Source organism: Streptomyces hyaluromycini (genome assembly GCF_002217755.1).
Classification (GTDB): Bacteria; Actinomycetota; Actinomycetes; order Streptomycetales; family Streptomycetaceae; genus Streptomyces; species Streptomyces hyaluromycini.
Genome location: NZ_BCFL01000017.1, coordinates 225494 through 248142 on the forward strand (window position 1 = coordinate 225494; position 22649 = coordinate 248142).

General features: G+C 72.1%; 21 protein-coding genes and 2 pseudogenes. 11 read left to right on the forward strand and 12 right to left on the reverse strand.

Annotation, left to right across the window (positions count from 1 at the left end; all coding sequences use genetic code 11):
• Positions 1-67: 67 nt before the first annotated feature.
• The 4 genes from SSP29_RS08975 to SSP29_RS08990 all read left to right on the forward strand — a co-directional run bounded on the left by SSP29_RS08975 (position 68) and on the right by SSP29_RS08990 (position 3306).
• Positions 68-1033, forward strand: a complete 966-nt coding sequence (locus tag SSP29_RS08975; protein ID WP_089100017.1) for a sulfite exporter TauE/SafE family protein — start codon at positions 68-70, stop codon at positions 1031-1033.
• 79 nt (positions 1034-1112) lie between these two features.
• Positions 1113-1481 (forward strand): peptidoglycan-binding domain-containing protein, encoded by a 369-nt coding sequence (locus SSP29_RS08980; protein ID WP_167449887.1) that lies wholly within the window; start codon positions 1113-1115, stop codon positions 1479-1481.
• A gap of 100 nt (positions 1482-1581) precedes the next feature.
• The gene (locus SSP29_RS08985; RefSeq protein WP_089100019.1) at positions 1582-2067 is read left to right on the forward strand and encodes a cation:proton antiporter regulatory subunit; all 486 of its coding nucleotides are present in this window, start codon (positions 1582-1584) and stop codon (positions 2065-2067) included.
• Between the two features lie 6 nt (positions 2068-2073).
• On the forward strand, positions 2074-3306 hold the full coding sequence (locus tag SSP29_RS08990; protein ID WP_089100020.1) for a cation:proton antiporter: 1233 nt from the start codon (positions 2074-2076) through the stop codon (positions 3304-3306).
• 34 nt (positions 3307-3340) lie between these two features.
• On the opposite strand, the gene SSP29_RS08995 is transcribed toward SSP29_RS08990, so the two are convergent.
• On the reverse strand, positions 3341-4216 hold the full coding sequence (locus SSP29_RS08995) for a helix-turn-helix transcriptional regulator (protein ID WP_089100021.1): 876 nt from the start codon (positions 4214-4216) through the stop codon (positions 3341-3343).
• A gap of 101 nt (positions 4217-4317) precedes the next feature.
• Between SSP29_RS08995 and SSP29_RS09000 the strand changes: the two genes are divergently transcribed.
• Positions 4318-5223, forward strand: a complete 906-nt coding sequence (locus SSP29_RS09000; protein WP_089100022.1) for an alpha/beta hydrolase — start codon at positions 4318-4320, stop codon at positions 5221-5223.
• Between the two features lie 3 nt (positions 5224-5226).
• Here SSP29_RS09000 and SSP29_RS09005 read toward each other — a convergent pair whose 3' ends face one another.
• From SSP29_RS09005 to SSP29_RS09015, 3 genes are all read right to left on the reverse strand, one after another.
• Positions 5227-6663, reverse strand: a complete 1437-nt coding sequence (locus SSP29_RS09005; protein WP_089100023.1) for an Ig-like domain-containing protein — start codon at positions 6661-6663, stop codon at positions 5227-5229.
• 61 nt (positions 6664-6724) lie between these two features.
• Positions 6725-7498 (reverse strand): TIGR03943 family putative permease subunit, encoded by a 774-nt coding sequence (locus SSP29_RS09010; protein ID WP_089100024.1) that lies wholly within the window; start codon positions 7496-7498, stop codon positions 6725-6727.
• An 84-nt stretch (positions 7499-7582) separates the two neighbouring features.
• Positions 7583-7741 carry an Arc family DNA-binding protein gene (locus SSP29_RS09015; protein ID WP_089100025.1) on the reverse strand — a complete coding sequence of 53 codons (159 nt, stop codon included), beginning with the start codon at positions 7739-7741 and terminating at the stop codon, positions 7583-7585.
• A 50-nt stretch (positions 7742-7791) separates the two neighbouring features.
• Here SSP29_RS09015 and SSP29_RS09020 point away from each other — a divergent pair, with 50 nt between their 5' ends.
• Positions 7792-9018 (forward strand): RNA-guided endonuclease InsQ/TnpB family protein, encoded by a 1227-nt coding sequence (locus SSP29_RS09020; RefSeq protein WP_089100026.1) that lies wholly within the window; start codon positions 7792-7794, stop codon positions 9016-9018.
• A 33-nt stretch (positions 9019-9051) separates the two neighbouring features.
• Here SSP29_RS09020 and SSP29_RS09025 read toward each other — a convergent pair whose 3' ends face one another.
• Positions 9052-10095 (reverse strand): permease, encoded by a 1044-nt coding sequence (locus SSP29_RS09025; protein WP_150133813.1) that lies wholly within the window; start codon positions 10093-10095, stop codon positions 9052-9054.
• 171 nt (positions 10096-10266) lie between these two features.
• Here SSP29_RS09025 and SSP29_RS09030 point away from each other — a divergent pair, with 171 nt between their 5' ends.
• Entirely contained in the window at positions 10267-12186 is a 1920-nt protein-coding gene (locus SSP29_RS09030) for an NAD-binding protein (protein ID WP_089100027.1), read from the forward strand.
• A gap of 241 nt (positions 12187-12427) precedes the next feature.
• Here SSP29_RS09030 and SSP29_RS09035 read toward each other — a convergent pair whose 3' ends face one another.
• Complete coding sequence (locus SSP29_RS09035) at positions 12428-14236, reverse strand: S9 family peptidase (RefSeq protein WP_245883052.1); 1809 nt, start codon at positions 14234-14236, stop codon at positions 12428-12430.
• A gap of 266 nt (positions 14237-14502) precedes the next feature.
• Here SSP29_RS09035 and SSP29_RS09040 point away from each other — a divergent pair, with 266 nt between their 5' ends.
• Positions 14503-15291 (forward strand): SURF1 family protein, encoded by a 789-nt coding sequence (locus tag SSP29_RS09040; RefSeq protein WP_150133815.1) that lies wholly within the window; start codon positions 14503-14505, stop codon positions 15289-15291.
• A gap of 61 nt (positions 15292-15352) precedes the next feature.
• Here the strand turns inward: SSP29_RS09040 and SSP29_RS09045 are convergent, their stop codons facing one another.
• The 4 genes from SSP29_RS09045 to SSP29_RS09060 all read right to left on the reverse strand — a co-directional run bounded on the left by SSP29_RS09045 (position 15353) and on the right by SSP29_RS09060 (position 20196).
• Positions 15353-16486 carry a hypothetical protein gene (locus tag SSP29_RS09045; protein WP_150133816.1) on the reverse strand — a complete coding sequence of 378 codons (1134 nt, stop codon included), beginning with the start codon at positions 16484-16486 and terminating at the stop codon, positions 15353-15355.
• 173 nt (positions 16487-16659) lie between these two features.
• Positions 16660-17337, reverse strand: a complete 678-nt coding sequence (locus tag SSP29_RS09050) for a SigE family RNA polymerase sigma factor (protein ID WP_150133817.1) — start codon at positions 17335-17337, stop codon at positions 16660-16662.
• Positions 17338-17848: 511 nt separating this feature from the next.
• Positions 17849-18928, reverse strand: coding sequence for an aspartate-semialdehyde dehydrogenase (locus SSP29_RS09055; RefSeq protein ID WP_089100031.1), 1080 nt, complete (start codon positions 18926-18928; stop codon positions 17849-17851).
• On the reverse strand, positions 18925-20196 hold the full coding sequence (locus tag SSP29_RS09060) for an aspartate kinase (RefSeq protein WP_089100032.1): 1272 nt from the start codon (positions 20194-20196) through the stop codon (positions 18925-18927). Before SSP29_RS09060 ends, SSP29_RS09055 begins: the two co-directional genes overlap by 4 nt.
• Before the next feature lie 191 nt (positions 20197-20387).
• Here SSP29_RS09060 and SSP29_RS59595 point away from each other — a divergent pair.
• Positions 20388-20465: pseudogene (locus SSP29_RS59595) on the forward strand (response regulator transcription factor); the annotation flags it as partial.
• A 31-nt stretch (positions 20466-20496) separates the two neighbouring features.
• Here the strand turns inward: SSP29_RS59595 and SSP29_RS09065 are convergent.
• A pseudogene (locus tag SSP29_RS09065) lies at positions 20497-20742 on the reverse strand (SgcJ/EcaC family oxidoreductase); the annotation flags it as partial.
• Between the two features lie 77 nt (positions 20743-20819).
• On the reverse strand, positions 20820-20987 hold the full coding sequence (locus SSP29_RS58380; protein ID WP_167449888.1) for a hypothetical protein: 168 nt from the start codon (positions 20985-20987) through the stop codon (positions 20820-20822).
• Positions 20988-21098: 111 nt separating this feature from the next.
• Here SSP29_RS58380 and SSP29_RS09070 point away from each other — a divergent pair, with 111 nt between their 5' ends.
• Positions 21099-21818, forward strand: a complete 720-nt coding sequence (locus tag SSP29_RS09070) for a sulfite exporter TauE/SafE family protein (RefSeq protein WP_089100034.1) — start codon at positions 21099-21101, stop codon at positions 21816-21818.
• 51 nt (positions 21819-21869) lie between these two features.
• Entirely contained in the window at positions 21870-22628 is a 759-nt protein-coding gene (locus SSP29_RS09075) for an SDR family NAD(P)-dependent oxidoreductase (protein ID WP_089100035.1), read from the forward strand.
• The last annotated feature ends 21 nt before the right edge of the window (positions 22629-22649 follow it).

Sequence of the window (22649 nt, forward strand, 5' to 3'; positions counted from 1 at the left end):
TTGCGGGCACTGAAACCGGAGGGGTTCCATACGTTTCCCATAGGAATGGTGGCTAAGGTCCCCCACCATGGATTCCACCCTTCCGATCGTCATCGCGGGAGCCCTGGTCGGCTTCGCCGTGGGGCTCACCGGCATGGGCGGCGGAGCGCTCATGACGCCGATCATGGTGATGGTGTTCGGGGTGAATCCCACCGCGGCCATCGGCAGCGACCTGGCCGCGTCCGTGTTCATGAAGCCGTTCGGCGCGCTGGTCCACCAGCGGGCCGGCACGGTGCGCTGGGACATCGTGCGCTGGCTGCTGCCGACCGCCGTCCCGGCCGCCTTCGGCGGTGTCTTCCTGCTCCGCGCGCTCGGCGACGGCGACGACCTGCAACAGCGCGTCAAGTACGTCGTCGGTACGGCCCTGATGCTCGCCGTCGTGGGCATGCTCGCCCGCATGTGGCTGGACCGCCGCCGCAGCGCAGCGGACGGCGAGGCCGGGGAGGACGGGGAGGACGCCCGGGTCCCCGTACGGCCGGTGGCCACGCTGCTCATCGGGCTGGTGGGCGGGGTGATCGTCGGGATGACCTCGGTCGGCTCGGGCTCCCTGATCATCGTGATGCTGATGCTCGCCCACCCGCGGCTCAAGGCCAACCACCTCGTCGGCACGGACCTGGTGCAGGCCATCCCCATGGTGGCCGCGGCCGCCCTGGGCCACCTGCTCGTCGGCGACGCCGACCTGGGGCTCGCGGCGACGCTCCTGATCGGTGCCGTCCCCGGGGTGCTGCTCGGCTCCCTGGTCTCCAGCCGGGTCGCGGGATCCACGGTGCGCTGGGCCCTGGTCGTGCTGCTCACCGGGTCCGGGCTGGCGATGCTGAAGGCGTCGTCCACCGTGGTCCTGCTCGGGTGCCTGGCCATGGCGCTGCTCGGCGCGCTCACCGCCGTACGCGACCGGCGTTCGGCACGCCCCGAGGCGGCGGAGACGGCGGAGACGGCGGAGAGGGCGGAGACGGCGGAAGCACCGGAGCCGGCGGGCATGCCCGGCTCCAGGTGACCGGGGGCTCCCGACTCGCGGGGGCCACCGCTCCCGCGCGACCATGGGCAGAAGTCGAGTCGCCCCTGAAGGAGCGGGCATGAGACGAAACCGACTGCTCACCTCGGCCGCGGTACTGGGCGCGGCCGTCGCCCTGGGCCCGGCGGTGCCCCACACCGCTACGGCCGCCTCCGGCCAGAGCTGCTCCTACGTGGCATCGGGCTACCGGCCCACGCTCACGTACGGCGCCACCGGAGCCGCGGTCAGACAGGCTCAGTGCCTCAGCAACGCGTGGGGCGGGCAGCCGCCCAAAGTCGCCCCCGACGGGTTCTACGGCACGGTCATGCAGAAGAAGATCGAGTGGATCCAGACCTGCCACGGCCTGCCGGCCAGCGGAGTCGTCGAGGGCCGCACCTGGCACGTGCTGTACCACCCGGCCCTGGACTGCTACGTCCCGTACCCGTCCTGAACCGCCCCCGGCCCGTCTCTCCCCCTGTTCCCGTTAAGGTGTTGTTAAAGAAAGAGCAAAGAGACAGCGGGACGACACGACGAGACAGGGGGAGACAGCCTTGGGGGCTCCACGCCTGAGCAGGACGCCGTTGCCGGGAATCGGGGTTCGTTACGACCTCGCCACGCGGGAGCAGGGCAGGGTGTCCGTGGTCGCGCACCGGGACGGATCACGGATTCTGAGCGCCTACCACCGGGACGACCCCGACGCCTGCGCCCTGTCGCTGCGGCTGTCCTCGGGTGAGACGGCGGCGCTCATCGACGCGCTGATGCCGACGCACCACAGCCCGAACCTGCTGTCCACCACCGACCTGGGGCTGGTGGCCGAGCGGATCGAACTCTCCGCCACCTCGTACTGGAACGGCCGGCTCCTTGCCGAGACCCGGATGCGGACCGACACCGGCGTCTCCATCGTCGCCGTGCTGCGCCGCGCCGAGGCGGTGCCCTCCCCCACACCCGACTTCCGGCTGGCCGGCGGGGACACGCTCATCGTGATCGGCACCCGTGAGGGCGTCGACGCGGCCGCCGCGATACTCGGGCGGGAGTGAGTCCGCGTGCACGACTCCTCCGTGTTCCTGATCGAGTTCGGTGCGATCATCCTCGGTCTCGGCCTGCTCGGCCGGCTCGCCGGACGCCTCCGCTTCTCGCCCATCCCCCTCTACCTGCTCGCCGGGCTCGCCTTCGGCGAGGGCGGGCTCTACCCGCTCGGCACCAGCGAGGAGTTCGTCGCGATCGGCGCCGAGATCGGCGTCGTACTCCTTCTCCTCATGCTCGGCCTGGAGTACACGGCCAGCGATCTCGTCTCCAACCTCAGGACGCAGTACCCGGCGGGCCTGGTCGACGCCGCGCTGAACGCGCTGCCCGGCGCCGCGATGGCCCTGCTGCTGGGCTGGGGCCCGGTGGCGGCCGTGGTGCTGGCCGGCGTCACCTGGATCTCCTCCTCCGGTGTCATAGCCAAGGTCCTCGGGGACCTGGGGCGGCTCGGCAACCGCGAGACCCCGGTGATACTGAGCATCCTGGTCCTCGAAGACCTCTCCATGGCCGTCTACCTGCCGATCATCACCGCCCTGCTGGCCGGCGTCGGCCTCGCGGCGGGCAGCCTCACGCTGGCCGTCGCCCTCGGCGTCGCCGGACTGGTCCTGCTGATCGCGGTCCGCTACGGCAGGCACATCTCCCGTTTCGTCTCCAGCGACGACTCGGAGAAGCTGCTCCTGGTGGTCCTGGGCCTGACCCTGCTGGTCGCGGGCATCGCACAGAAGCTCCAGGTGTCCGCCGCGGTGGGCGCGTTCCTCGTCGGCATAGCGCTCTCCGGCGAGGTGGCCGAGGGCGCCCACCACCTCCTCGCTCCCCTCCGCGACCTGTTCGCCGCCGTCTTCTTCGTCTTCTTCGGCCTGCACACCGACCCGTCGAGCATCCCGCCGGTCCTGCTGCCCGCGCTCGCCCTGGCGGCCGTCACCACCCTGACGAAGATCGCCACCGGTTACTGGGCCGCGAAACGCGCCGGGATCCCGGCCAAGGGCCGCTGGCGGGCCGGCGGCACCCTGGTCGCCCGCGGCGAGTTCTCCATCGTCATCGCCGGCCTCGCCGTCACCGCCGGCATCGAACCCTCCCTGGGCCCCCTGGCCACGGCCTACGTCCTGATCCTCGTCATCGTGGGCCCCCTCACCGCCCGCTACACCGAACCCCTGGCCCGCCGCCTGACCACCCGCACGAACACCGCCCACCCCCTCCCCCTGCCGACCCCGGCCACGCCGCTCGACGACCAGGACACGGTCGGCCGGACGTGACCGGTCCGCCGAGGCCCTCTCCGGTCGTCCGGTGTCAGCGGGTGTGGGCCGTGGACGACCACTGGAGCAGGAAGCGCAGGGCCTCCTGGGACGGGGAGTCCGGGGGTGGGGTGTAGGCGATGAGTTGCTGGTCGGGGTGGGTGTCGACCGAGAACTGGTGGACGTCCAGGGTGAGGGGGCCGGCCAGGGGGTGGTGGTAGGTCTTGGTGAGCTGACGAGGGCCGCGCACCTGGTGGGTGGCCCACCAGGTGCGGAAGTCCCGGTCGCGGTCGGTCAGTTCGGCGATGAGGGCGGCCAGGGCCGGGTCGTCGGGGGCGCGGCCCGCCTCCATGCGCAGGACCGCCACGCATGCGCGGGCCGCCCGCGGCCAGTCCGCGTACCGGGCGCGGACGTCCTCGTCCAGGAAGGTGAGGCGGATGAGGTTGCGTTCGGGCCCGGGCAGCGCCGCGAAGTCGGTGAGGAGGGCGGCCGCCCCGGCGTTCCAGGCCAGTACGTCCATCCGGCGGTTCAGGATCATCGCCGGGACGTCGGGCATCGTCGCCAGCAGCTGGCGCAGGCCGGGGGCCACCTCGGGACGGCCCGGGCGGCGCGGTGCGGCGGTGGGGGCGACGTCGGCCAGGGTGAGGAGGTACTCCCTTTCGTCCGGGGCGAGTTGGAGGGCGTCGGCCAGGGCGTCCAGGACCGGGCGGGAGACCCTGCGGGTACGGCCCTGCTCCAGGCGGACCACGTAGTCGATACTCACGTGCGCCAGCTGGGCCAGTTCCTCGCGGCGCAGGCCGGGTACGCGGCGCAGGCGGCCGTCGTCCGGCAGGCCCGCCCGCTCCGGGGTCAGGGCGGCGCGGCGGGCGCGCAGGAACTCGCCCAGTTCATTGCCGGGGGCGGGAGCGGGAGTAGGAGCGGCGGGGGTCATGGGTCCAGTGTCGGCCCCGTCGTCCCCCCGTGCCTGGTACTGGCTTGCACAGGCAAGGCCCTCCCTGGCACCCGGGTGCGGGCGGCGCGACGGTGGGGGCCATGCAGACTCACGTCACCTTCCCCAGCGCCGGACTGAAGATCGCCGGCCACCTGTACACGCCCGACGGCGACACCACCGGGCCGCGTCCCGCCGTCGTCGTCGGGCACCCCGGCTCCGGGGTGAAGGAGCAGGCCGCCGGGGTGTACGCACGGCGCCTCGCCGAGCACGGGTTCGTCACCCTGGCCTTCGACGCCGCCCACCAGGGGGAGAGCGAGGGCGAGCCGCGGGGTCTGGAGGACCCGGCCCAGCGGGTCGAGGACCTCAGGGCCGCCGTCTCCTTCCTCACCACCCGGGAGGAAGCGGACCCCGACCGGATCTCGGCGCTCGGGATCTGCGCCTCCGGCGGGTACGCCCTCGCCGCCGCCGCGACCGACCAGCGGATCAGGGCGGTCGCCACCGTCAGCGCCGTCGACATCGCCCGCCAGTTCCGGCACGGCGCCGACGGCGGCCAGGACCCCGCCGTTCTCCGGGGCATGCTGGCCGCGGCCGCGGCGGCGCGTACCGCGGAGGCCCGCGGCGAGGGTGTCCGGGCCTTCCCGCTCTTCCCCGGCACCGAGGACGAGGCACGCGCCGGCGGGCCGCACGTCCACGAGGGGTGGGAGTACTACCGCACCCCACGCGGCCGACACCCCCGCGCCGCCGAGGAGCTCACCTGGAACAGCGTCGACCGCATCACCGGCTTCGACGCCTTCCACGCCCTCGAACTGCTCGCCCCACGCCCCCTGTTGATGATCGTCGGACGAGAGGCGGTGACCTCCTGGATGAGCGTGGCCGCGTTCCAGCGGGTCACCGGCCCCAAGGAACTGCACTGGATCGACGGCGCGACGCACGTCGGCCTCTACGACCGGGACGAGTACGTCACCCCGGCCGTCGCGAAACTGGCCGCGTTCTTCCGGGAGCGGTAGGGATCAGTGGCGTACGGCGTAGTACTGCCAGGCGCCCCAGGTGCCGAGGTTCCCGGTGTCCTTGCTGCTCGGGACGTACTCGGCCCGGATCCGGAACCGCTGCCCCGCCGACCTGGTCAGCGTCACGCTCATGGCGGCGGCGCTCTGGGACGTCAGCGCGCGGCACGCGGAGGTGGTCTCGGTGTGCCAGGTGCCGGACGCGTAACGCTGGATCTGGAAGCGGACGCACTGGCCCGGCTTGGCCGGGGCGACCGTGGCGGTCTGCTTCGCCTTGGCGGTGTGATGGTAGACGCGGTAGAGGGTGCTGCCGAAGTGGGTCGTGGTGTAGGAGCCCGTGAGGGACTCCGTCACCCGGGCTCGCGCGGTCACCGTCCGGGCCGCCGTGGCGGGGGCCTGGCGGTCGTCGCCCGCGAACTCCGCGCTGAACGTGGTCCTGCGGGTGACCTTGTACGTTGCCGTCAGATTCCCGTCGGCGTCCGCCTGCCCGGTCGTGACCAGCGTCTTCTTCCCGTCGTACGGCTGGGCGTAGAGGGCGACGGTACGGCTCCCGTCGGTCTGGCCGAGGTGGGCGGTGAGCTTCGCCGTCGCACCGTAGTCGTACGAGGACGCGTTCGTGGCGAGGGTCAGGTCGGTGGCCGCGGGCGGGAGCTGGTACGGAACCGTGAACGTGTATGCGGCGGTCGGGGAGTGGTTGCCCGCCGCGTCCACCGCTTCGACGTACAGGGTGTAGACACCCCATTGCAGCGCGACCGTCAGGCTCGCCCGGCCCGCCGAGTCGGCCGGCAGCTCCGGGGCGCCGATGCCGGGCTCCTGGTTCAGGCCGTAGACGAAGTGGTCCAGGCCGCTGGCCGCGCAGTCCGGGCCGTCCGCCGCCGCGCAGCCCGCGGGCAGGGACTCGGCGGCGGAGAGGCTGAACGTGGTGGGCTGGCCGGCCGCCTTCTTCGGGGTCCCCTCCGGCGGGAAGTCCGGGTTGGTCACGGCCGGGACGACCGGCGCGCTGCCGTCCAGGCGGAAGTAGCAGGGGTCGGTCGGGACGGAGTAGGACGTGCCGTCGTACGTCGAGGCGTCCCAGCCGTAGGTGTGACCGTCCGTCAGGGCCAGCGGGACGTACACGGACTGGGAGGTCACCGGCAGGCGGTCGGCGGAGCCGTCCGCCGACTGTGTGCCGTCCGCGTCCCAGGCGTGCACGACCCCCTGGTACGACACCCCGTTCACCATCGGCCGCGGAATCCCGATCTGCACGGAGAAGCCCGCGGGCGGCGGGGTGGAGACGGTGCTCCAGACCGGGCTGTCCGCGCTGCCGCAGCTCGTGCCGGCCGGCACGGTGGGCGTCGGCAGGGCCGGGTCGACCGGGGTGCCGTCGGCCGCCGCGACCGCCGGCAGCGTCGTCACCAGCGCGCCCGCCAGCAGCAGGGCAGCCCCGTTCCTGAGCCTGTTCACGTGTGTTCCTCCCCCTGGACTGCGGTCCCCGGCCGCAGAGCAGGCGGAGCGTAACACGGGGTCAGTTGTTCCAGGTCTCGTCGTACGGGTCGGCCGGGGTCGGGATCGGCTTGGCGTCGGTGACCTGGAGGAACGGGATCGGGCCGTTGTTCACCGGGTCGCGGGTCTGCTTGGTGGTGTAGGTGCCCGTCACCTGGAGCCAGGCGTCCGGCTGCAGGACCGGGGGGATCTTGCCGGTCAGGCCCACCTTCACCGGCTGGGCGTCCGCCGCACAGCAGTTGAGGGCCATGCGGACGAGATACGGGGTGCCGGCCGAGTCGACGGCCACGAAACCGGCGATCCGGACCTGGCGGCCGGCCAGCGAGCGGCCGTGGTCGTAGACCGCGCGGCCCGCGTAGTCGACGAGGTTGAGCGGCATCGGGTCGGACTTGGGCAACTTCAGGTAGCCGTACGGCTGTTGCAGGGCCGTGCCGGTGCGCAGCGCGCTGTAGGAGCCGAGCGCGGGCGGGGCGACGAGGATCAGGGCGAGGAGCGGAAGGACCAGCAGCCAGGAGATCCGGGGTTCCGGATGCGCATGTACCTCGGGCTGTGCCTCGTGCTGTGCGTGGGACTGCGCCTCGTGCTGTGTCTCGGGTGCGGCCTCCTTCCGGGCGCGGGCGCGCTTCCACTCGTACCAGGCCGTCGCCAGTGCCGAGACGATCAGGACGGCGCCCGCGGCCAGCACCAGCGGCTGCAGGCCCGCCTTGACGTAGCGCAGGTAGAGGTTGGTGCCGCCCGCGTGCAGCAGGGCCGCGCCCACCAGGAACATCACCGCCGCCTGTGCCTGCCGGTTCACCGGGTCCCTCCGAGGATGCCCCAGGCCTCAGCCCGGGGAGGAACCGGACTCCTGCGGAGCGAAGCGGGGAGAGCCGGATCGCCGTCAGAGCGATCCGGCGCCCGCCTCAGCGGCGACGCGCTCGGCCTCCAGCCTGTAGACGATCTCGGAGTTGAGGGACCTGCGGGCGGACTTGGCCTCAGAGACCAGCCACTCGTGCAGGTCGGCGGGCAGACGGAGCGTGATGCGCTTCTCTTCATCCATGACTCCAGGTTAGTGTCTTTCCAGCAGATAACCAGTGGTAGCGTGGTGTCATGGCGACACGAACGAAGGTTTCGGAGGGCGCCGGGCACGCCCGGTACACCTACCGGCTCCGGGTGTCGTCCACGGCCCGCGCGGCATTGCTCGCCGAGTGGGACCGATGCCGGTGGGCCTGGAACGAATGCATCGCCAAGTCCCGCGCCGTGCACGCCCGCAACCGGGCACACCCCGAAGACAGGCTGACGTGCGGCCCGGCGCAACTCGACAAGATGCTGACCGAAGCCCGCGCGCGCACGCAGTGGCTCCGCGACGGCGCCTCTGTGCCGCAGCAGCAGATCATCCGGGACTTCGCCAAGTCCCGCTCCAAGGCACTGAAGGACATCGACCTGCGCCTGCCCATGCGGCAACGCGCCGGGATGCCCAAGGTGAAGAAGAAGCGCGAGGCACTGCCCACGCTGAACTACACGACCCGGGGCTTCCGTCTGAAGGACGACCGCCTGCATCTCGCGGGCGGCATCATGCTGACCGTGGTGTGGTCCCGGGATCTTCCGGCCGTGCCGTCGTCGGTGCGGGTGTACCGGGACGCGGTGGGGCACTGGTACGCGTCGTTCGTCGTCGCCACAGAAACGCAGCCCCTCCCCGCGGCCGGCGCGGTGCTCGGTGTGGACTGGGGAGTGAAGGAGACCGCCACCACCACGTCCGACGCCCACGACCTCCCTCACGCCCAGCACGGCCGGAAGGCTCAGACCAAGCTGACCCGCTACGACAGGATGATGGCTCGTCGTAAGCCGAAGAAGGGCCACGCCGGGTCCAGGGGCTACCGCAAGGCCAAGGAGTGGCGGGCGAAGACTTACGCGAAGATCGCCCGACAGCGGCAGGACACTGCCCGCAAGTGGGCCAGGCGCGTCGTGCGCGACCACGACGCGATCGCTGTTGAGGACTTCCGGCCCAAGTTCCTCAGCCGTACCACCATGGCGCGCAAGGCGGCGGATGCCGCAATCGGCGCAACGAAGGCGGCGCTGCTGGAGATGGGCCACAAGCACGGGCGGGACGTCCGCCTCGTGCATCCCGCGCACACCACCATGGACTGCGCGTCGTGCGGAGCGAGAACCAAGCACGCACTTCCTCTTTCGGAACGTACCTACACCTGCACCACGTGCGGCACGGTGTCCCCCAGGGACAAGAACTCCGCGCGCGTGATGCTGGTCCGGGCTGGTCTCATCCCGGCTGGTGCCGAGGGCGTAAGACCTCGGGGAACGCTGTTCCCCGAGGCCGTCTGAGCCAGGAATCCCCTCGCTCAGCGAGGGGAGGATTCAAAGCAGCACCGCCCCGGTCAGGACCGCGCCCGCGATCGCCGCCACGAAGGTGGCCGGGGCGAACCGCAGGGCGAAGCCGCGGCCGAAGGTGCCCGCCTGCATCGCGAAGAGCTTGAGGTCGATCATCGGGCCCACGATCAGGAACGCCAGCTTCGCGGTGAGCGAGAACTGGGTCAGGGAAGCCGCCACGAACGCGTCCGCCTCCGAACAGATGGACAGGAGTACGGCCAGGATCGACAGGGCGAAGATCGCGACCACCGGGTTGGCGGCCGCCGTGCGCAGCCACTCCGCCGGGGCCACCGCCTTCAGGGTCGCCGCCGCCATCGCGCCGAGGACCAGGAAGCCGCCCGCCTGCATGGTGTCGTGCCGCACCGAGGACCAGAACGCCTCCCCCTTGGTCTCGCCCTCGTGGTGCGCGTGCGCCGGCAGGCGCAGCCAGTCGGTGCGGCCGAGCCGCTGCCACAGCCAGCCCATCGCACACGCCACCAGCAGGCTGCCGGCGAACCGGCCCACGACCATCTCGGGGTTGCGCGGGAACGCCACCGCCGTCGCCGTCAGCACGATCGGGTTGATCGCGGGGGCGGAGAGGAGGAAGGCGATGGCCGCGGCCGGGGTGACGCCCCGGCGGACCAGGGCGCCGGCCACCGGGACCGACGCGCACTCGCAGCCCGGGAGCACCACACCGGCCAGTCCCGCGACCGGTACCGCCAGGGCGGGGTGGCCGGGCAGGGCGCGGGCGAAGAAGGAGGGCGGGACGAAGACCGCGATCGCCGCGGAGAGAAGCACCCCCAGGACGAGGAACGGGAGCGCCTGGACGACCACCGCCACGAACACCGTCATCCAGCTCTGCATCACCGGTTTCGACAGCGCGCCGCGTACCGGCCCCTGGAACACCACGACCACGAGGAGGAGCAGGGTCAGGGCCAGCGGGGAGTTGAGGTGCCAGCCCTCCTGGCCGGGCGGGGTGCGGGTGCCGTCGGCGCCGGGCGTCCCGTCCTCGGGCGCGGCCCCGGGCGGGGCGGCTTTCTCGGTGATGGCCACGGGTCGGATACCTCCGGCACTTCGGTCAGATCGGGGATTATGCTCCCTCCCCTTCCCTACGGGCGGTCAGGGGTGGCTGTTCACTTCGTTGCTGGAACCATGCGTCCCGTTGAGGCAGTCTTTTCCCTTGTGGCGAGCGTTCCGTATCAAGGTGGTGGCGGCCCGGCCCAGATGGTGGTGTGCGGGGACGACGGACTTGCGCACCGGCTGGCCGCCGAGTTGCGCACGGTCTACGGCGAACAGGTCACCCTTGTCGTGCCGCCGGACGTGCGCATCGCCCGGCCGCCGGTCGTCGGACGCGCCCGGGCCGCCTCGGCCGCGCTGTTCGACCGGGTGGTCAGCGCGACCGTGGGACGGACGGGCGGCAACGGTGGCAACGGCGGCGGGAACGGGAGCAGCGGTGGCGGTACCGGTGCGGTCGCCGGTGCCGGTGAAGGGCCGCGCGGGGAAAGGGTGCTGGAGGCCGTCGAGGCCACTGAGGCGGTGCTCGCCGAGGCCGGTGTGGAGCGGGCCGCCGCGCTCGCGCTCGTGTACGACGACGACGAGACCAACATCCGGGCCGCTCTCACCGCCCGCCGGCTGAATCCACGGCTGCGGCTCGTACTGCGGCTGTACAACCGGCGGTTGGGGCAGCACATCGAGGAACTCCTCGACCAGGCAGCCGCGTTGGCGACAGGGGACGCGGACGGCGGCGGGGGCGGCGCGGTGGGGGACGCCTCCACGATCGTGCTGTCCGACGCCGACACCGCCGCGCCCGCGCTCGCCGCCACCGCGCTCGCCGGGCGTGGCAAGGTCATCCATACGGAGGGCCTGGTGCTGCGGGCGGTGGACCTGCCGCCGGGTGCCGTCGCGGGGCAGGACGCCGTCGAACAGGGGCTGTTCCCGCTGGCGTTGCTCTCGCCGAACAGCACCGGGCCCGAGCCGGTCGAGGGCGGCCGGGAGCGGGGGCCGCTGCTGCTGCCGGACGGGGAGCAGGTACGGGCGGCCGCGGACGAGCGTGGCGTGATGGTGCTGGAGCACGTGTTGTTGTCCGCGGGGGCGGCGGAGCCGGCCGGGCGCGGGGTCGGGGTCGTACCGCCGCTCGCCTCGCTGTTCTCGCGGCGGCTCAGGTGGTCGCTGGCCGGGAGTGTGGGGTGCGTGGTCGCGCTCGCGGTCGCCCTGTCGGTGGTGACGGGCATTCACCCGGTACGGGCCTTCTACTACACGCTCCTCGACCTGTTCGCCATCGACAATCCCGCGATCGGGGCGCCGCTCGGCCGGCAGATCCTCCAGTTGCTGACGGGGCTGGTCGGGTTGCTGCTGCTGCCGGTGCTGCTGGCGGCGGTCCTTGAGGCGCTCGGGACCTTCCGGACCGCGTCCGCGCTGCGCAAGCCGCCTCGGGGGCTGGGTGGGCATGTGGTGCTCCTCGGGCTGGGGAAGATCGGTACCCGCGTGCTGACGCGGTTGCGGGAGCTGCACGTTCCCGTGGTGTGCGTCGAGTCGGATCCCGAGGCGCGCGGGCTGGCGGTGGCGCGGCGGCTGCGGGTGCCGGTGGTGCTCGGGGACGTGACCCAGGAAGGGGTGCTGGAGGCCGCCAAGATCCATCGGGCGCAGGCGCTGCTCGCGGTGACCAGCGCCGACACGACGAATCTGGAGGCCGTGCTGTACGCGCGGGCCCTGCGGCCCGATCTGACGGCCGTGCTGCGGCTGTACGACGACGACTTCGCGACCGCCGTGTACCGGACGCTGCGGGCGGCGCATCCGCATGCCGTCACCCGGAGCCGGAGCGTGTCCTATCTGGCGGCGCCGTCCTTCGCGGGGGCGATGCTGGGGCGGCAGATCCTCGGGGCGATTCCGGTGGAGCGGAAGGTGTTGCTGGTGGCGGTGGTGGAGGTGGGCGGGCATCCGCAGTTGGAGGGGCGGACCGTGGAGGGGGCGTTCCGGGCAGGGGCGTGGCGGGTGCTGGCGCTTGAGGGCCGGCAGGGGGTTGCGGCGGGGGAGTACGTGTTGCGGGGTGGGGACCGGGTGGTGGTGGTCGCCACCCGGAGGGGGCTGGCGGAGTTGTCCGGCCGCCGATCCTTGCCCACCCACCCACCCGACTCACTCGGTTGAGGGGTGGGGGTGGGAGGGCTGGGGTGGTGGGGGTACGTGCGGGTGCGTCGTGGCTGATCGCGCAGTTCCCCGCGCCCCTTTCGGGGCGCTTCAGTGCTGCCTCCTCAGCAGTGACCCGCGCCCTTGTCGGGGCGCTTCAGTGTTGCCTTCTCAGCAGTGACCCGCGGCCCGGTCATACCCCGGCGGGTTGAAGCCCTCGCTCCTTCACGGACCGAGTCGGGTGGGTGGGTGGGAAAAAAGGTCAGTCTGTCGGCGCTGTCGCCGTAGGCGTGAGGTGGCGCTCGGCGAACTCCATTTCCAGGCGGAGTTGCTTGATGCGTTCGTCCACCACCAGGGAGCCGTGGCCCGCGTCGTAGCGGTAGACCTCGTGCGGGGCCGAGCGGGCTGCCAGGCGGTTGACGTAGTTGTCGATCTGGCGGATCGGGCAGCGGGGGTCGTTGAGGCCGGCCGAGATGTAGACGGGGGCCTTGACGTCGTCGACGTAGGTCAGGGGGGAGGAGGCCGCGAAGCGGTCGGGGACCTCTTCCGGGGTGCCGCCCAGCAGCGTGCGGTCCATCGCCTTCAGTGACTCCATCTCGTCGTGGTACGCCGTGACGTAGTCGGCGACCGGGACGACCGCGATGCCCACCGCCCAGGAGGCGGGCTGGGTGCCCAGGCCGAGGAGCGTGAGGTAGCCGCCCCAGGAGCCGCCGGTCAGGACGAGGCGGTCGGGGTCGGCGAGGCCGGACTCGACCGCCCAGTCCCGGACCGCCGCCACGTCCTCCAGCTCGATCAGGCCCACCCGGTGCTTCAGCGCGTCCGTCCAGGCCCGGCCGTAACCCGTGGAGCCGCGGTAGTTGATGCGGACCACCGCGTACCCGTGGTCCACCCAGGCCGCCGGGCCCGCCGCGAAGCCGTCGCTGTCGTGCCAGGTCGGGCCGCCGTGCAGGTCGAAGACGGTGGGGAGGGGGCCGACGGCTCCGGCCGGCTTCTGGATCAGGGCGTGGATGGGGCCGCCGGGGCCCTCCACCCACGCGTCCGAGACCGGGACCGACTGCGGGCACCTCATCCCGGGCGGGTCCAGGACCACCTCGCCGGTCGTCGAGCGGACCACCGGCGGCTCGGCGGCCGACGACCAGAGGTACTCGACGGTGCCGTCGGGGCGGGCCGTGGCCCCCGAGACGGAGCCCGGCGGGGTCGGGATGCGCGCCAGCTCGTGCGTGGCCAGGTCGTAGCGGAACAGGTCGCTGCGGGCCTTGTGGCTGTGCGCGACGAGCAGCGCGCTGCCGTCCGGGTACCACTCCGCGCTCACGTCGCCCGGCAGGTCGAGGGTCAGGTCCGTCTGCTCGCCGGAGACGACGTCCCAGACCAGGGGCTCCCAGCGGCCGCGCCGCTGGTGGCCGATGAGCAGGCGCGGGTCGCCGTCGACCGGGGCGAAGCCCAGCACCTCCAGGCCCAGCTCCTCCGTGCCGCCGTCGGTGTCGTCGAGGTCGGCGACCGTCGTACCGTCCGGACGGACCACGCGCAGCGCCGAGTGCATCGCGTCACCGTGCTCGGTGTGCTCGATCGCGATCAGCGAGCCGTCGTGGGAGAGGTCGCCGACCCCCGCCGACTCGGCGTGCCGGTAGATCTCCAGCGGCTCCTGGCCTGTTCTGGCCAGGAAGATCGTCGTACCTTCGTCGTCCGTCGAGCGGCCCACGACCGCCGTACGGCCGTCCCGGCCCAGCGCCAGGCCCGAGGGGTACGACGGATCCAGGCCCGGCGTCGCCTCCTCGTCGGCGCCGCCGCCGAAGGGCTGGCGGCGCCAGACACCGAACTCGTCGCCGTCCTTGTCGTCGAACCACCAGATCCACGCGCCGTCCGGGGAGAGCAGGCCGTCCGTCGTGCCGTTCGGCCGGTTCGTCGCCTGGCGCTGCTCCCCGCTCGCACGGTCCCAGGCGTACAGCTCGTACGTCCCCGTCGCGTTCGACACGAACAGGGAACGGTCGGGGGCGTCCTCCGCCCAGTCCGGCAGGGAGACCCGAGGAGCGCGGAAGCGCTTCTCCCAGTCCGGCATGTCGCTCTCACTCATGGCCGCAGTCATGGCCCCATAGTGCCCGTCCCCGCCCGCAAAGCGTCGAGGAGTGTCCGCAGCCTGTGGATAACTTTGCGAACCCCCAGGTAGACGTCCAGGCCGACACCCGCCCGGCAGACCGGTCGGAAGACCGGCCGACAGACCGTCCGACAGACCGGCCGGAAGACCGTCCGGCGGACCGGTCGGCGGACCGGTCGGCAAGGCCGCCGGACGCGCCCACCCCGCCCGTAAACCGCCATGAACCGCCCCGTACCGTGGACGGTGTGTACCGCTTCCTGCTGACACCCCGCTGGTGGGGCATCAACGTTTTCGTGCTGCTCGCCATCCCGTTCTGCATCTTCATGGGGTCGTGGCAGCTGAGCCGCTTCGAGGCGCGTGTCGAGGCGCATCGCAGCGCCGACAAGCAGGTCGAGACGGCGAAGACGGAGGCGGCCCGGCCGCTCGCCGAACTGCTCCCCGTCGACCAGTCGACCTCCGGCCAGCGGGCCACCGTCACCGGCCGGTACGCCAAGCAGCTGCTCGTGCCCGACCGCCAGGTCGACGGGAAGAACGGCTTCTACGTCCTGACCCTGCTGCGCACCGACTCCGGCAGAGCCCTGCCCGTCGTACGCGGCTGGCTGCCCGGCAGGGCCGACGCCGCCAAGGCGCCCGCCCCGCCCACCGGCGAGGTCACCGTCACCGGCGCGCTGCAGGCCTCCGAGACGCCGGGGGACGACGGCGTCAGCGCCCAGGGCGGGCTGCCGTCGGGGCAGACGGCGGCGATCAGCGCGGCCTCACTCGTGAACCTGGTGCCGTACCCCGTGTACGACGCGTGGATCACCCTGGACAAGGCCGACTCGGGGATGACGGCCGTGCCGGCGACCGCGCCGGACAACTCGGGGCTCGACCTGAAGGCGTTCCAGAACCTCGGCTACACCGGTGAGTGGTTCGTGTTCGCGGGGTTCGTGGTGTTCATGTGGTTCCGGCTGCTGCGCCGCGAGGTGGAGTTCGCCCGGGACGCGGCGCTCGGCCTGGTCCCGGACGAGGAAGCCCGGCAGCCGACCGCCGTATGACGAACCCCGCTCTGACGGATCCCGCCCGTCAGACCCCCGTCAGACCCCCGGCAGGACCCCGTCACGCCCCCGGCAGGACCCCGGTCCAGTAGATCGTCCCGGCGCAGGCGTTCGCCACCGTCGCCGAGCCCGTCGGGGACCCGGCCTGCGGGGTGTACGAGACCGCGATGCTCCCGTCGGCCGTGCCGTCCTCGGTGAGCAGCTGGGTGGTGGTGCCGTCCGTCCCGGACGTGGTCGTACCCGCGCTGCTGCTGGCACCCTCGGAGGGGCTCGGGGAGGCCGTGGTGCCGCCCGTGCCGCCGGTGTCGCCGGAGCCGCCGGTGCTGGAGCCGGTGGTCGGGCAGGTCTCCGACGGCACGAAGCCGAACTTCTCCTGGTAGGCCGCGCCGGGCGCCAGGATCAGGCCGGTGAGCTCGCTGGTCGGGTCGGGCAGCCCGGCCGCCGCGTCGCCGGAGGTGTGCCGGACGACCTGGATCTTGGTGGAGTCGGCCGCGCCCTGCGCGAGGAAGGCCACGCTGCCGGGGCCGCCGACGGTACAGCTCGTCGTCGAGACGTTGACGACGCTGAAGGTGCCGTAGACGACGCCCGTCGAGTCGGGGGCGTCGACGGTGGAGGTCGGGGTGCCGAGCTGCGCCGAGGTGCAGACCGGGGCGCTGCTGGCGGCGCTGGCGGTGGGGACGACCTTGGTGCCGGAGACGGCTCCGGTGCTCTCGCTCTTGCCGCCGTCCTTGGCGCCGCCGGGGCTCTCGCCGGTGGCCTGGCCGCTGGTGCCGCCCGCGGTGCTGGCGCCGCCGTCCGGGTTCTTGCCGCCGGTGGAGCCGCCCTGCGCCTGGGAGGCCTGGCCGGCCATGGAGGTGTTGGGGTCGGTGCCGCCGGAGTTGGAGACGTGGATGAGGGCGGGGACCGCGGTGCCGATGAACAGGGCCGCGGCGGCCATGCCGACGGCGGCCTGGCGCTTGCGGGCCCGGCGGGCGGGCACCGCGCGGCGCAGGTGGTCGAGGGAGCCGTCGCGCGGCGCGAGGTCGTCGACCGCGGTGTGCAGCAGCCGGCGCAGGGCCAGCTCGTCCGCGTCGAGCCCGTCCAGGGCTTCGGGGCCGTCGGCGCCGGCCCCGAAGCCGGGGCCGAGCCCGCTCCGGAGCCCTTCAGGGCCCGGTCCCAGGCCCTCGGGGCCCTTTTCGTCGGGGCCGTGGTTCACAGTTCCGTTCCCAGCGTGCGATTGCGTGTGCTCTTGCTCGTGCTGCCGTGGCGCCGGCTCCCCCGAACCGGGCCTCGGACCGGGCCCGGAACCGGGCTCATGACCTTGCGTCGGCTCGTGCCAGGCGTAGGGCTCGTGGCGATCATGCGAGTCGCCTCCCTGGGGGCTGTCCGTCATGCCGTCGACTCCATCGCCACCCGCAGGGCCGCGATACCGCGCGAACCGTACGCCTTCACCGAGCCCAGCGAGATGCCGAGCGTCTCGGCGACCTGGGCCTCGGTCATGTCGGCGAAGTAGCGCAGGACGAGGACCTCGCGCTGGCGGCGCTGGAGGCCCTTCATCGCCTTGATCAGGTCGCGCCGCTCCAGCTGGTCGTAGGCGCCTTCCTCGGCGCTGGCCGCGTCCGGCATCGGCTTGGAGAGGAGCTTGAGGCCGAGGATGCGGCGGCGCAGCGCGGAGCGGGAGAGGTTGACGACCGTCTGGCGCAGGTAGGCCAGGGTCTTCTCCGGGTCCCGGACGCGTTTGCGGGCGGAGTGGACGCGGATGAACGCCTCCTGGACGACGTCCTCGCAGGAGGCGGTGTCGTCGAGGAGGAGCGCGGCAAGGCCGAGGAGCGAGCGGTAGTGCGCCCGGTAGGTCTCGGTGAGGTGGTCGACGGTGGTACCGGCCGCGGCCGGCGTCTCGTCGGCACCGTCGCGCTGGCTGGGTATGCGGGTGGGCCGCGCTGCGGGCATGGGCGCGATCACCGGCATGCCGCCGGGCGTGCCGGGCATGCGGGGGCGCAGGCCGGCGCGGGGCGGCCGTAGGGCCGTCGCGCCGCGGGGCGCACTGAGTTCGAGAACCTCTGCCACGCCAGTTGGACACGTCTACCCCCGCTGGGGTTGTACGTGCCGGGCATCACTTTTACGTCGGGCATGTCGGACGGGCACCCGCCGAGCCCGCCGGCAGCGCGCACACCGGATCCGCCGGGTGGGCCGGCCGGGCCGGTCGGCGCCGTTCCACGCGCGTCCGGCAGCACACCCGACGGTGCCTCAATTGCCGTCATGCGACCCGCTCTTCCCCTATATCCCATTATGAACGGGCGTCCCCACGCCCCGATCACGGCGTCCCCACGCCAGGATCATGCGTCCCCAGGACCCGAAGGCCCGATCACGTAAGCGCCCGGTAAGACAGGCGACCGCAAAGACGCTCCCCGCCGCCCGCATGGTTGCGGAGGACGGGGAGCAAAATCTTCGAACGCCGAAGGGTCAAGGTTCAAGAGGTTTGGACCATGCTCCGGGACACATTTCTTACGCAGACCCTACCTGTGGGCCCGCTCCCACCCGGCGCGCCTACAGGGCGTTTGCCGTGGTCACCGGCTGTTCACACAAAATCCGCCGTACCTGAACGGCCGGTCAGTTCCGCCGCCACCAACTCGGCGATCTGCGCGGTGTTCAGAGCGGCCCCTTTGCGAAGATTGTCCCCGCACACGAAGAGTTCCAGCGCGGTCGGATCGTCGAGCGCCCGCCGCACCCGCCCGACCCAGGTCGGATCCGTGCCCACCACGTCTGCAGGGGTCGGGAACTCGCCGGCGGCCGGGTTGTCGAAGAGGACGACACCCGGGGCCGTGTCCAGGATCTCCCGGGCCCCGTCGACCGTGACCGCGCCCTGGAACCTGGCGTGCACCGTCAGGGAGTGGGTGGTGACCACCGGAACCCGCACGCACGTCACCGCGACCGGCAGCTTCGGCAGTCCGAGGATCTTGCGGGACTCGTCCCGTACCTTCATCTCCTCCGACGACCAGCCGTCCTCCCGCAGCGACCCGGCCCACGGGACGACGTTGAGCGCCACCGGCTCCGGGAACGGCCCGGTCAGGTCCCCGACCGCCCGCCGCACGTCACCGGGCTTGGTGCCCAGCTCCGTGCCGGCGACCATCGACAGCTGGGCCCGCAGCGTCTCCACACCGGCCCGCCCTGCCCCGCTCACCGCCTGGTACGACGACACCACCAGTTCGCGCAGCCCGAACTCGGCGTGCAGCGCGCCCAGGGCGACGATCATCGACAGGGTGGTGCAGTTGGGGTTGGCGATGATCCCGCGCGGCCGGTTGCGGGCGCAGTGCGGATTGACCTCGGGGACGACGAGCGGTACCTCGGGGTCCATCCGGAAGGCCCCGGAGTTGTCCACGACGACCACGCCCCTGGCCGCGGCGATCGGCGCCCAGCGCGCGGACACCTCGTCGGGTACGTCGAACATCGCGACGTCGATCCCGTCGAAGGCCTCCTCCGACAGCGCGACGACCTCGACCTCGGCCCCGCGCACGGTCAGCTTGCGGCCGGCCGAGCGCGGGGTGGCGACCAGGCGGATCTCGCCCCAGACGTCCGCTCGCTGGGACAGGATCTGGAGCATGACCGTGCCGACGGCCCCGGTCGCTCCCACGACCGCGAGCGCCGGCTTGGCAGTCATCGGCCGGTGCCTCCGTAGACCACGGCCTCGTCGGTGTCGGAGTCCAGTCCGAAGGCGGTGTGCACGGCGCGCACGGCCTCCGGCACGTCGTCGGCGCGGGTGACGACCGAGATGCGGATCTCGGAGGTCGAGATCAGCTCGATGTTCACGCCGGCGTCGGACAGGGCCTCGAAGAAGGAGGCGGTGACCCCCGGGTTGGTCTTCATGCCTGCGCCGACCAGCGAGATCTTGCCGATCTGGTCGTCGTAGCGCAGCGAGTCGAAGCCGATGCCCGACCGGTTGCGCTCCAGCGCGTCGATGGCCTTGCGGCCCTCGGTCTTCGGGAGCGTGAAGGAGATGTCCGTCAGGCCGGTGGCGGCGGCGGACACGTTCTGCACGACCATGTCGATGTTGATCTCGGCATCGGCGATGGTCCGGAAGATGGCGGCGGCCTCGCCCGGCTTGTCGGGCACACCGACGACCGTGATCTTGGCCTCGGAGGTGTCGTGCGCGACACCGGAGATGATGGCCTGCTCCACCTTCTTGTCCCCAATCGGCTTGCTGCTGACCCACGTGCCCTGCAGTCCGCTGAAGCTGGACCGGACGTGGATCGGGATGTTGTAGCGGCGGGCGTACTCCACACAGCGGTGGAGCAGCACCTTGGAACCGGAGGCGGCGAGCTCCAGCATGTCCTCGAAGGCGATCCAGTCGATCTTCCGCGCCTTCTTCACCACGCGCGGGTCGGCGGTGAACACACCGTCGACGTCGGTGTAGATCTCGCAGACCTCGGCGTCGAGCGCGGCGGCGAGCGCCACCGCGGTCGTGTCGGACCCGCCGCGCCCCAGCGTGGTGATGTCCTTCTTGTCCGCGCTGACGCCCTGGAACCCGGCCACGATCGCGATGTTGCCCTCGTCGAGCGCCGTCCTGATCCGCCCTGGCGTGACGTCGATGATCCGGGCTTTGTTGTGGACCGAGTCGGTGATGACGCCTGCCTGGCTGCCGGTGAACGACTGGGCCTCGTGGCCCAGGTTTTTGATCGCCATGGCCAGCAGGGCCATGGAGATACGCTCTCCGGCGGTCAGCAGCATGTCGAACTCACGCCCGGCAGGCATCGGGGATACCTGCTCGGCGAGATCGATCAGCTCGTCCGTCGTGTCGCCCATCGCGGAAACGACGACAACCACCTGGTTGCCGTTCTTCTTCGCTTCCACGATTCGCTTGGCGACGCGCTTGATGCCCTCGGCATCGGCAACGGAGGAGCCTCCGTACTTCTGCACGACAAGGCCCACGTGCGCTCCTCGCTCGGTTTGTTTGTGTCGGCTCAGTTTAACGAGCGTCCGAATTCCACCAGCGCGCTCCCGCATGGTGAGACGTCGGCACTCGCCACCGGAACCTGCCCAGCGGACGGCACACCACGCGGAAAGTGCCCTGCCTCACAGCGAACTCCATGAATGAAGTTTCAAGATTTAAGGTACGGGGCGTGCGCGTACTTCTGCTGGAAGACGACGAGCCGGTCGCGGAATCCCTCCGGCGCGGCCTCAAGCGGTACGGCTTCGATCAGCGCGCGCAGCGACGAGACGGGCCGGGTGGTCGGTACGGATCCTGTTGCTGACGGTCGGGAGCAGCACCGCGTCCTTGGCGTAGAGGCCGGCCACCTTCTCCGGGTCACCGGTCCGCAGGGCGGCGTTCCACCGGTCGAAGAGGGCTGCGATCTGCTTCTTGCTCGGCTCGTGCCGCGGCTCGGAGCCGCCGGCCCGGCTCACGCCCGCGCTCACCGTGGCGGCGGTGACAAGGGCGGTGACGACTGCGGCGCGTATACGTGTCTTTCGGGTCATGGCCCAGGACTCGCTTTCCGCTGGTTAACGCCCGTACAGCCGACGTACAGCGCAGGTGCAGGGCTGAGCCAATTCCCTCAGCCGCGCAGCAGACTGACCCCGGCACCGAGCGAGACGACCCCCATCCCGACGGCGGTCAGCACGCCCTGCGTGCCGTCGACGACGAAGGGCGCGACGGCCGCGACGACGAGGTTGAAGAGGAAGAGGAACCAGAGGACGGGCCGGGAGGCGAGCAGCGACTTCATGGGAGATGTCCTTGTCCGGGAGCGGTTGGCCTGGCGAGATCAACGATTCCGTCTCCCGGGGACCGCAACGAGGGAGTGCGCTCCCGAACCGTTGGTGTAGGCAGATACACCATGACGGCGTTGATCCTTCTCACCGGCATCGTGCTGCTGGGCGCGAGCGTGCAGTGGCTGACCGGCATGGGCTTCGCGCTGGTCGCCGTACCGGCCCTGATCCTCCTGCTCGGCCCCGCCGAGGGCGTCGCACTCGCCAACTGCGCGGCGGGCGCGATCAGTGTGGTGGGCCTGGCGGGCGGCTGGCGCCGGGTCCGTCCGGCGGCGATGGTCCCGCTGTGCGCGGCGGCGGCCTGCACGGTCCCGGCGGGGACCTGGCTGACCCGCCAACTCCCGCCACCGCTGCTCCTCTTGACGATGGGCGCCCTGGTGACCGCGGCCGTGCTCCTGGTCATGCGCGGCGCCCGCCTCCCCGCCCTCCGCGGCCGGGGCGGCGCGCTGACGGCCGGCGCGGTCGGCGGCTTCATGAACTCGGCGGCGGGCGTGGGCGGCCCGCCGATCTCCCTCTACGCCCTCAACGCGGGCTGGACGGTACGCGAGTTCGTCCCGAACGCCCAGTTCTACGGCGTGGTCGTGAACGCCTTCTCGGTGACGGCGAACGGGGTGCCGGGGCTGGGCGCGGCGAAGTGGACGGCGGTGGCCGCGGCGATGGTGGCGGGCGGGGTGATCGGGAGAACGGTGGGCGACCGCCTCCCCGAACACCACACCCGCCGCCTGGTCCTCCTGCTGGCCCTGACGGGCGGGGTCACGGCGGTGGCGAAGGGGCTGTGGACGCTGTGACCCCCGTCCAAGCGGGTTGATCGGGTCGGCGTCCGCTGACAGGCTGCCGCCGTGGATCTGGGACTCGCGGGGAAGTCGGCCTTCATCACTGGCGGAAGCAGTGGCATCGGGCTGGCCATCGGCCTGGCCCTGCGGGAGGAGGGGGCCGCGGTCACCGTCTGCGGACGGGATCCGGAACGGCTGGAGGAGTCAGGGCTGCCCGGCGTCCAGGCGGACGTCACGGATCCGGACGCACTCGCCCGGGCCGTCGACGAGGCGGCCGAGCGGATGGGCGGGCTCGACCTGCTGGTGGCCAATGCGGGCGGGGTGTCCGGGGGCGGGTTGCTGGACTCGACGCCCGAGGACTGGCTGCGGACGTACGAGTTGAACGTGCTGCACGCCGCCCATGCCATCCGCACCGCGGTGCCGCACTTCGAGCGGCGCGGGGGCGGCAGCGCACTCATCGTGGCGTCGATCACCGGGTGGAAACCGGGCCCCAGGTCGTCGTACGCCTCGGCGAAGGCGGCGGAGATCCACCTCGCCGCCACGCTCGGCCAGGAGCTGGGCCCGCGCAACATCCGGGTGAATGCGCTCAGTCCGGGTTCGGTGATGTTCGAGGGCGGGGGTTGGGCCTGGTTCCGGGACAACCGCCCGGAGCAGTACGAGGCTTTCGCCCGCGCCGACTTCCCCCGCGGACGGCTGGTCGAACTGCAGGAGGTCGCGGACGTGGCGTGCTTCCTCCTGTCGCCCCGTGCGGGCGGGGTCAACGGCGCCAACATCTGCGTGGACGGCGCCCAGGACCACCCGAGCGCGGGCCGCTTCTTCCCGTGAACAGCTCCTGGTCCACGAAGT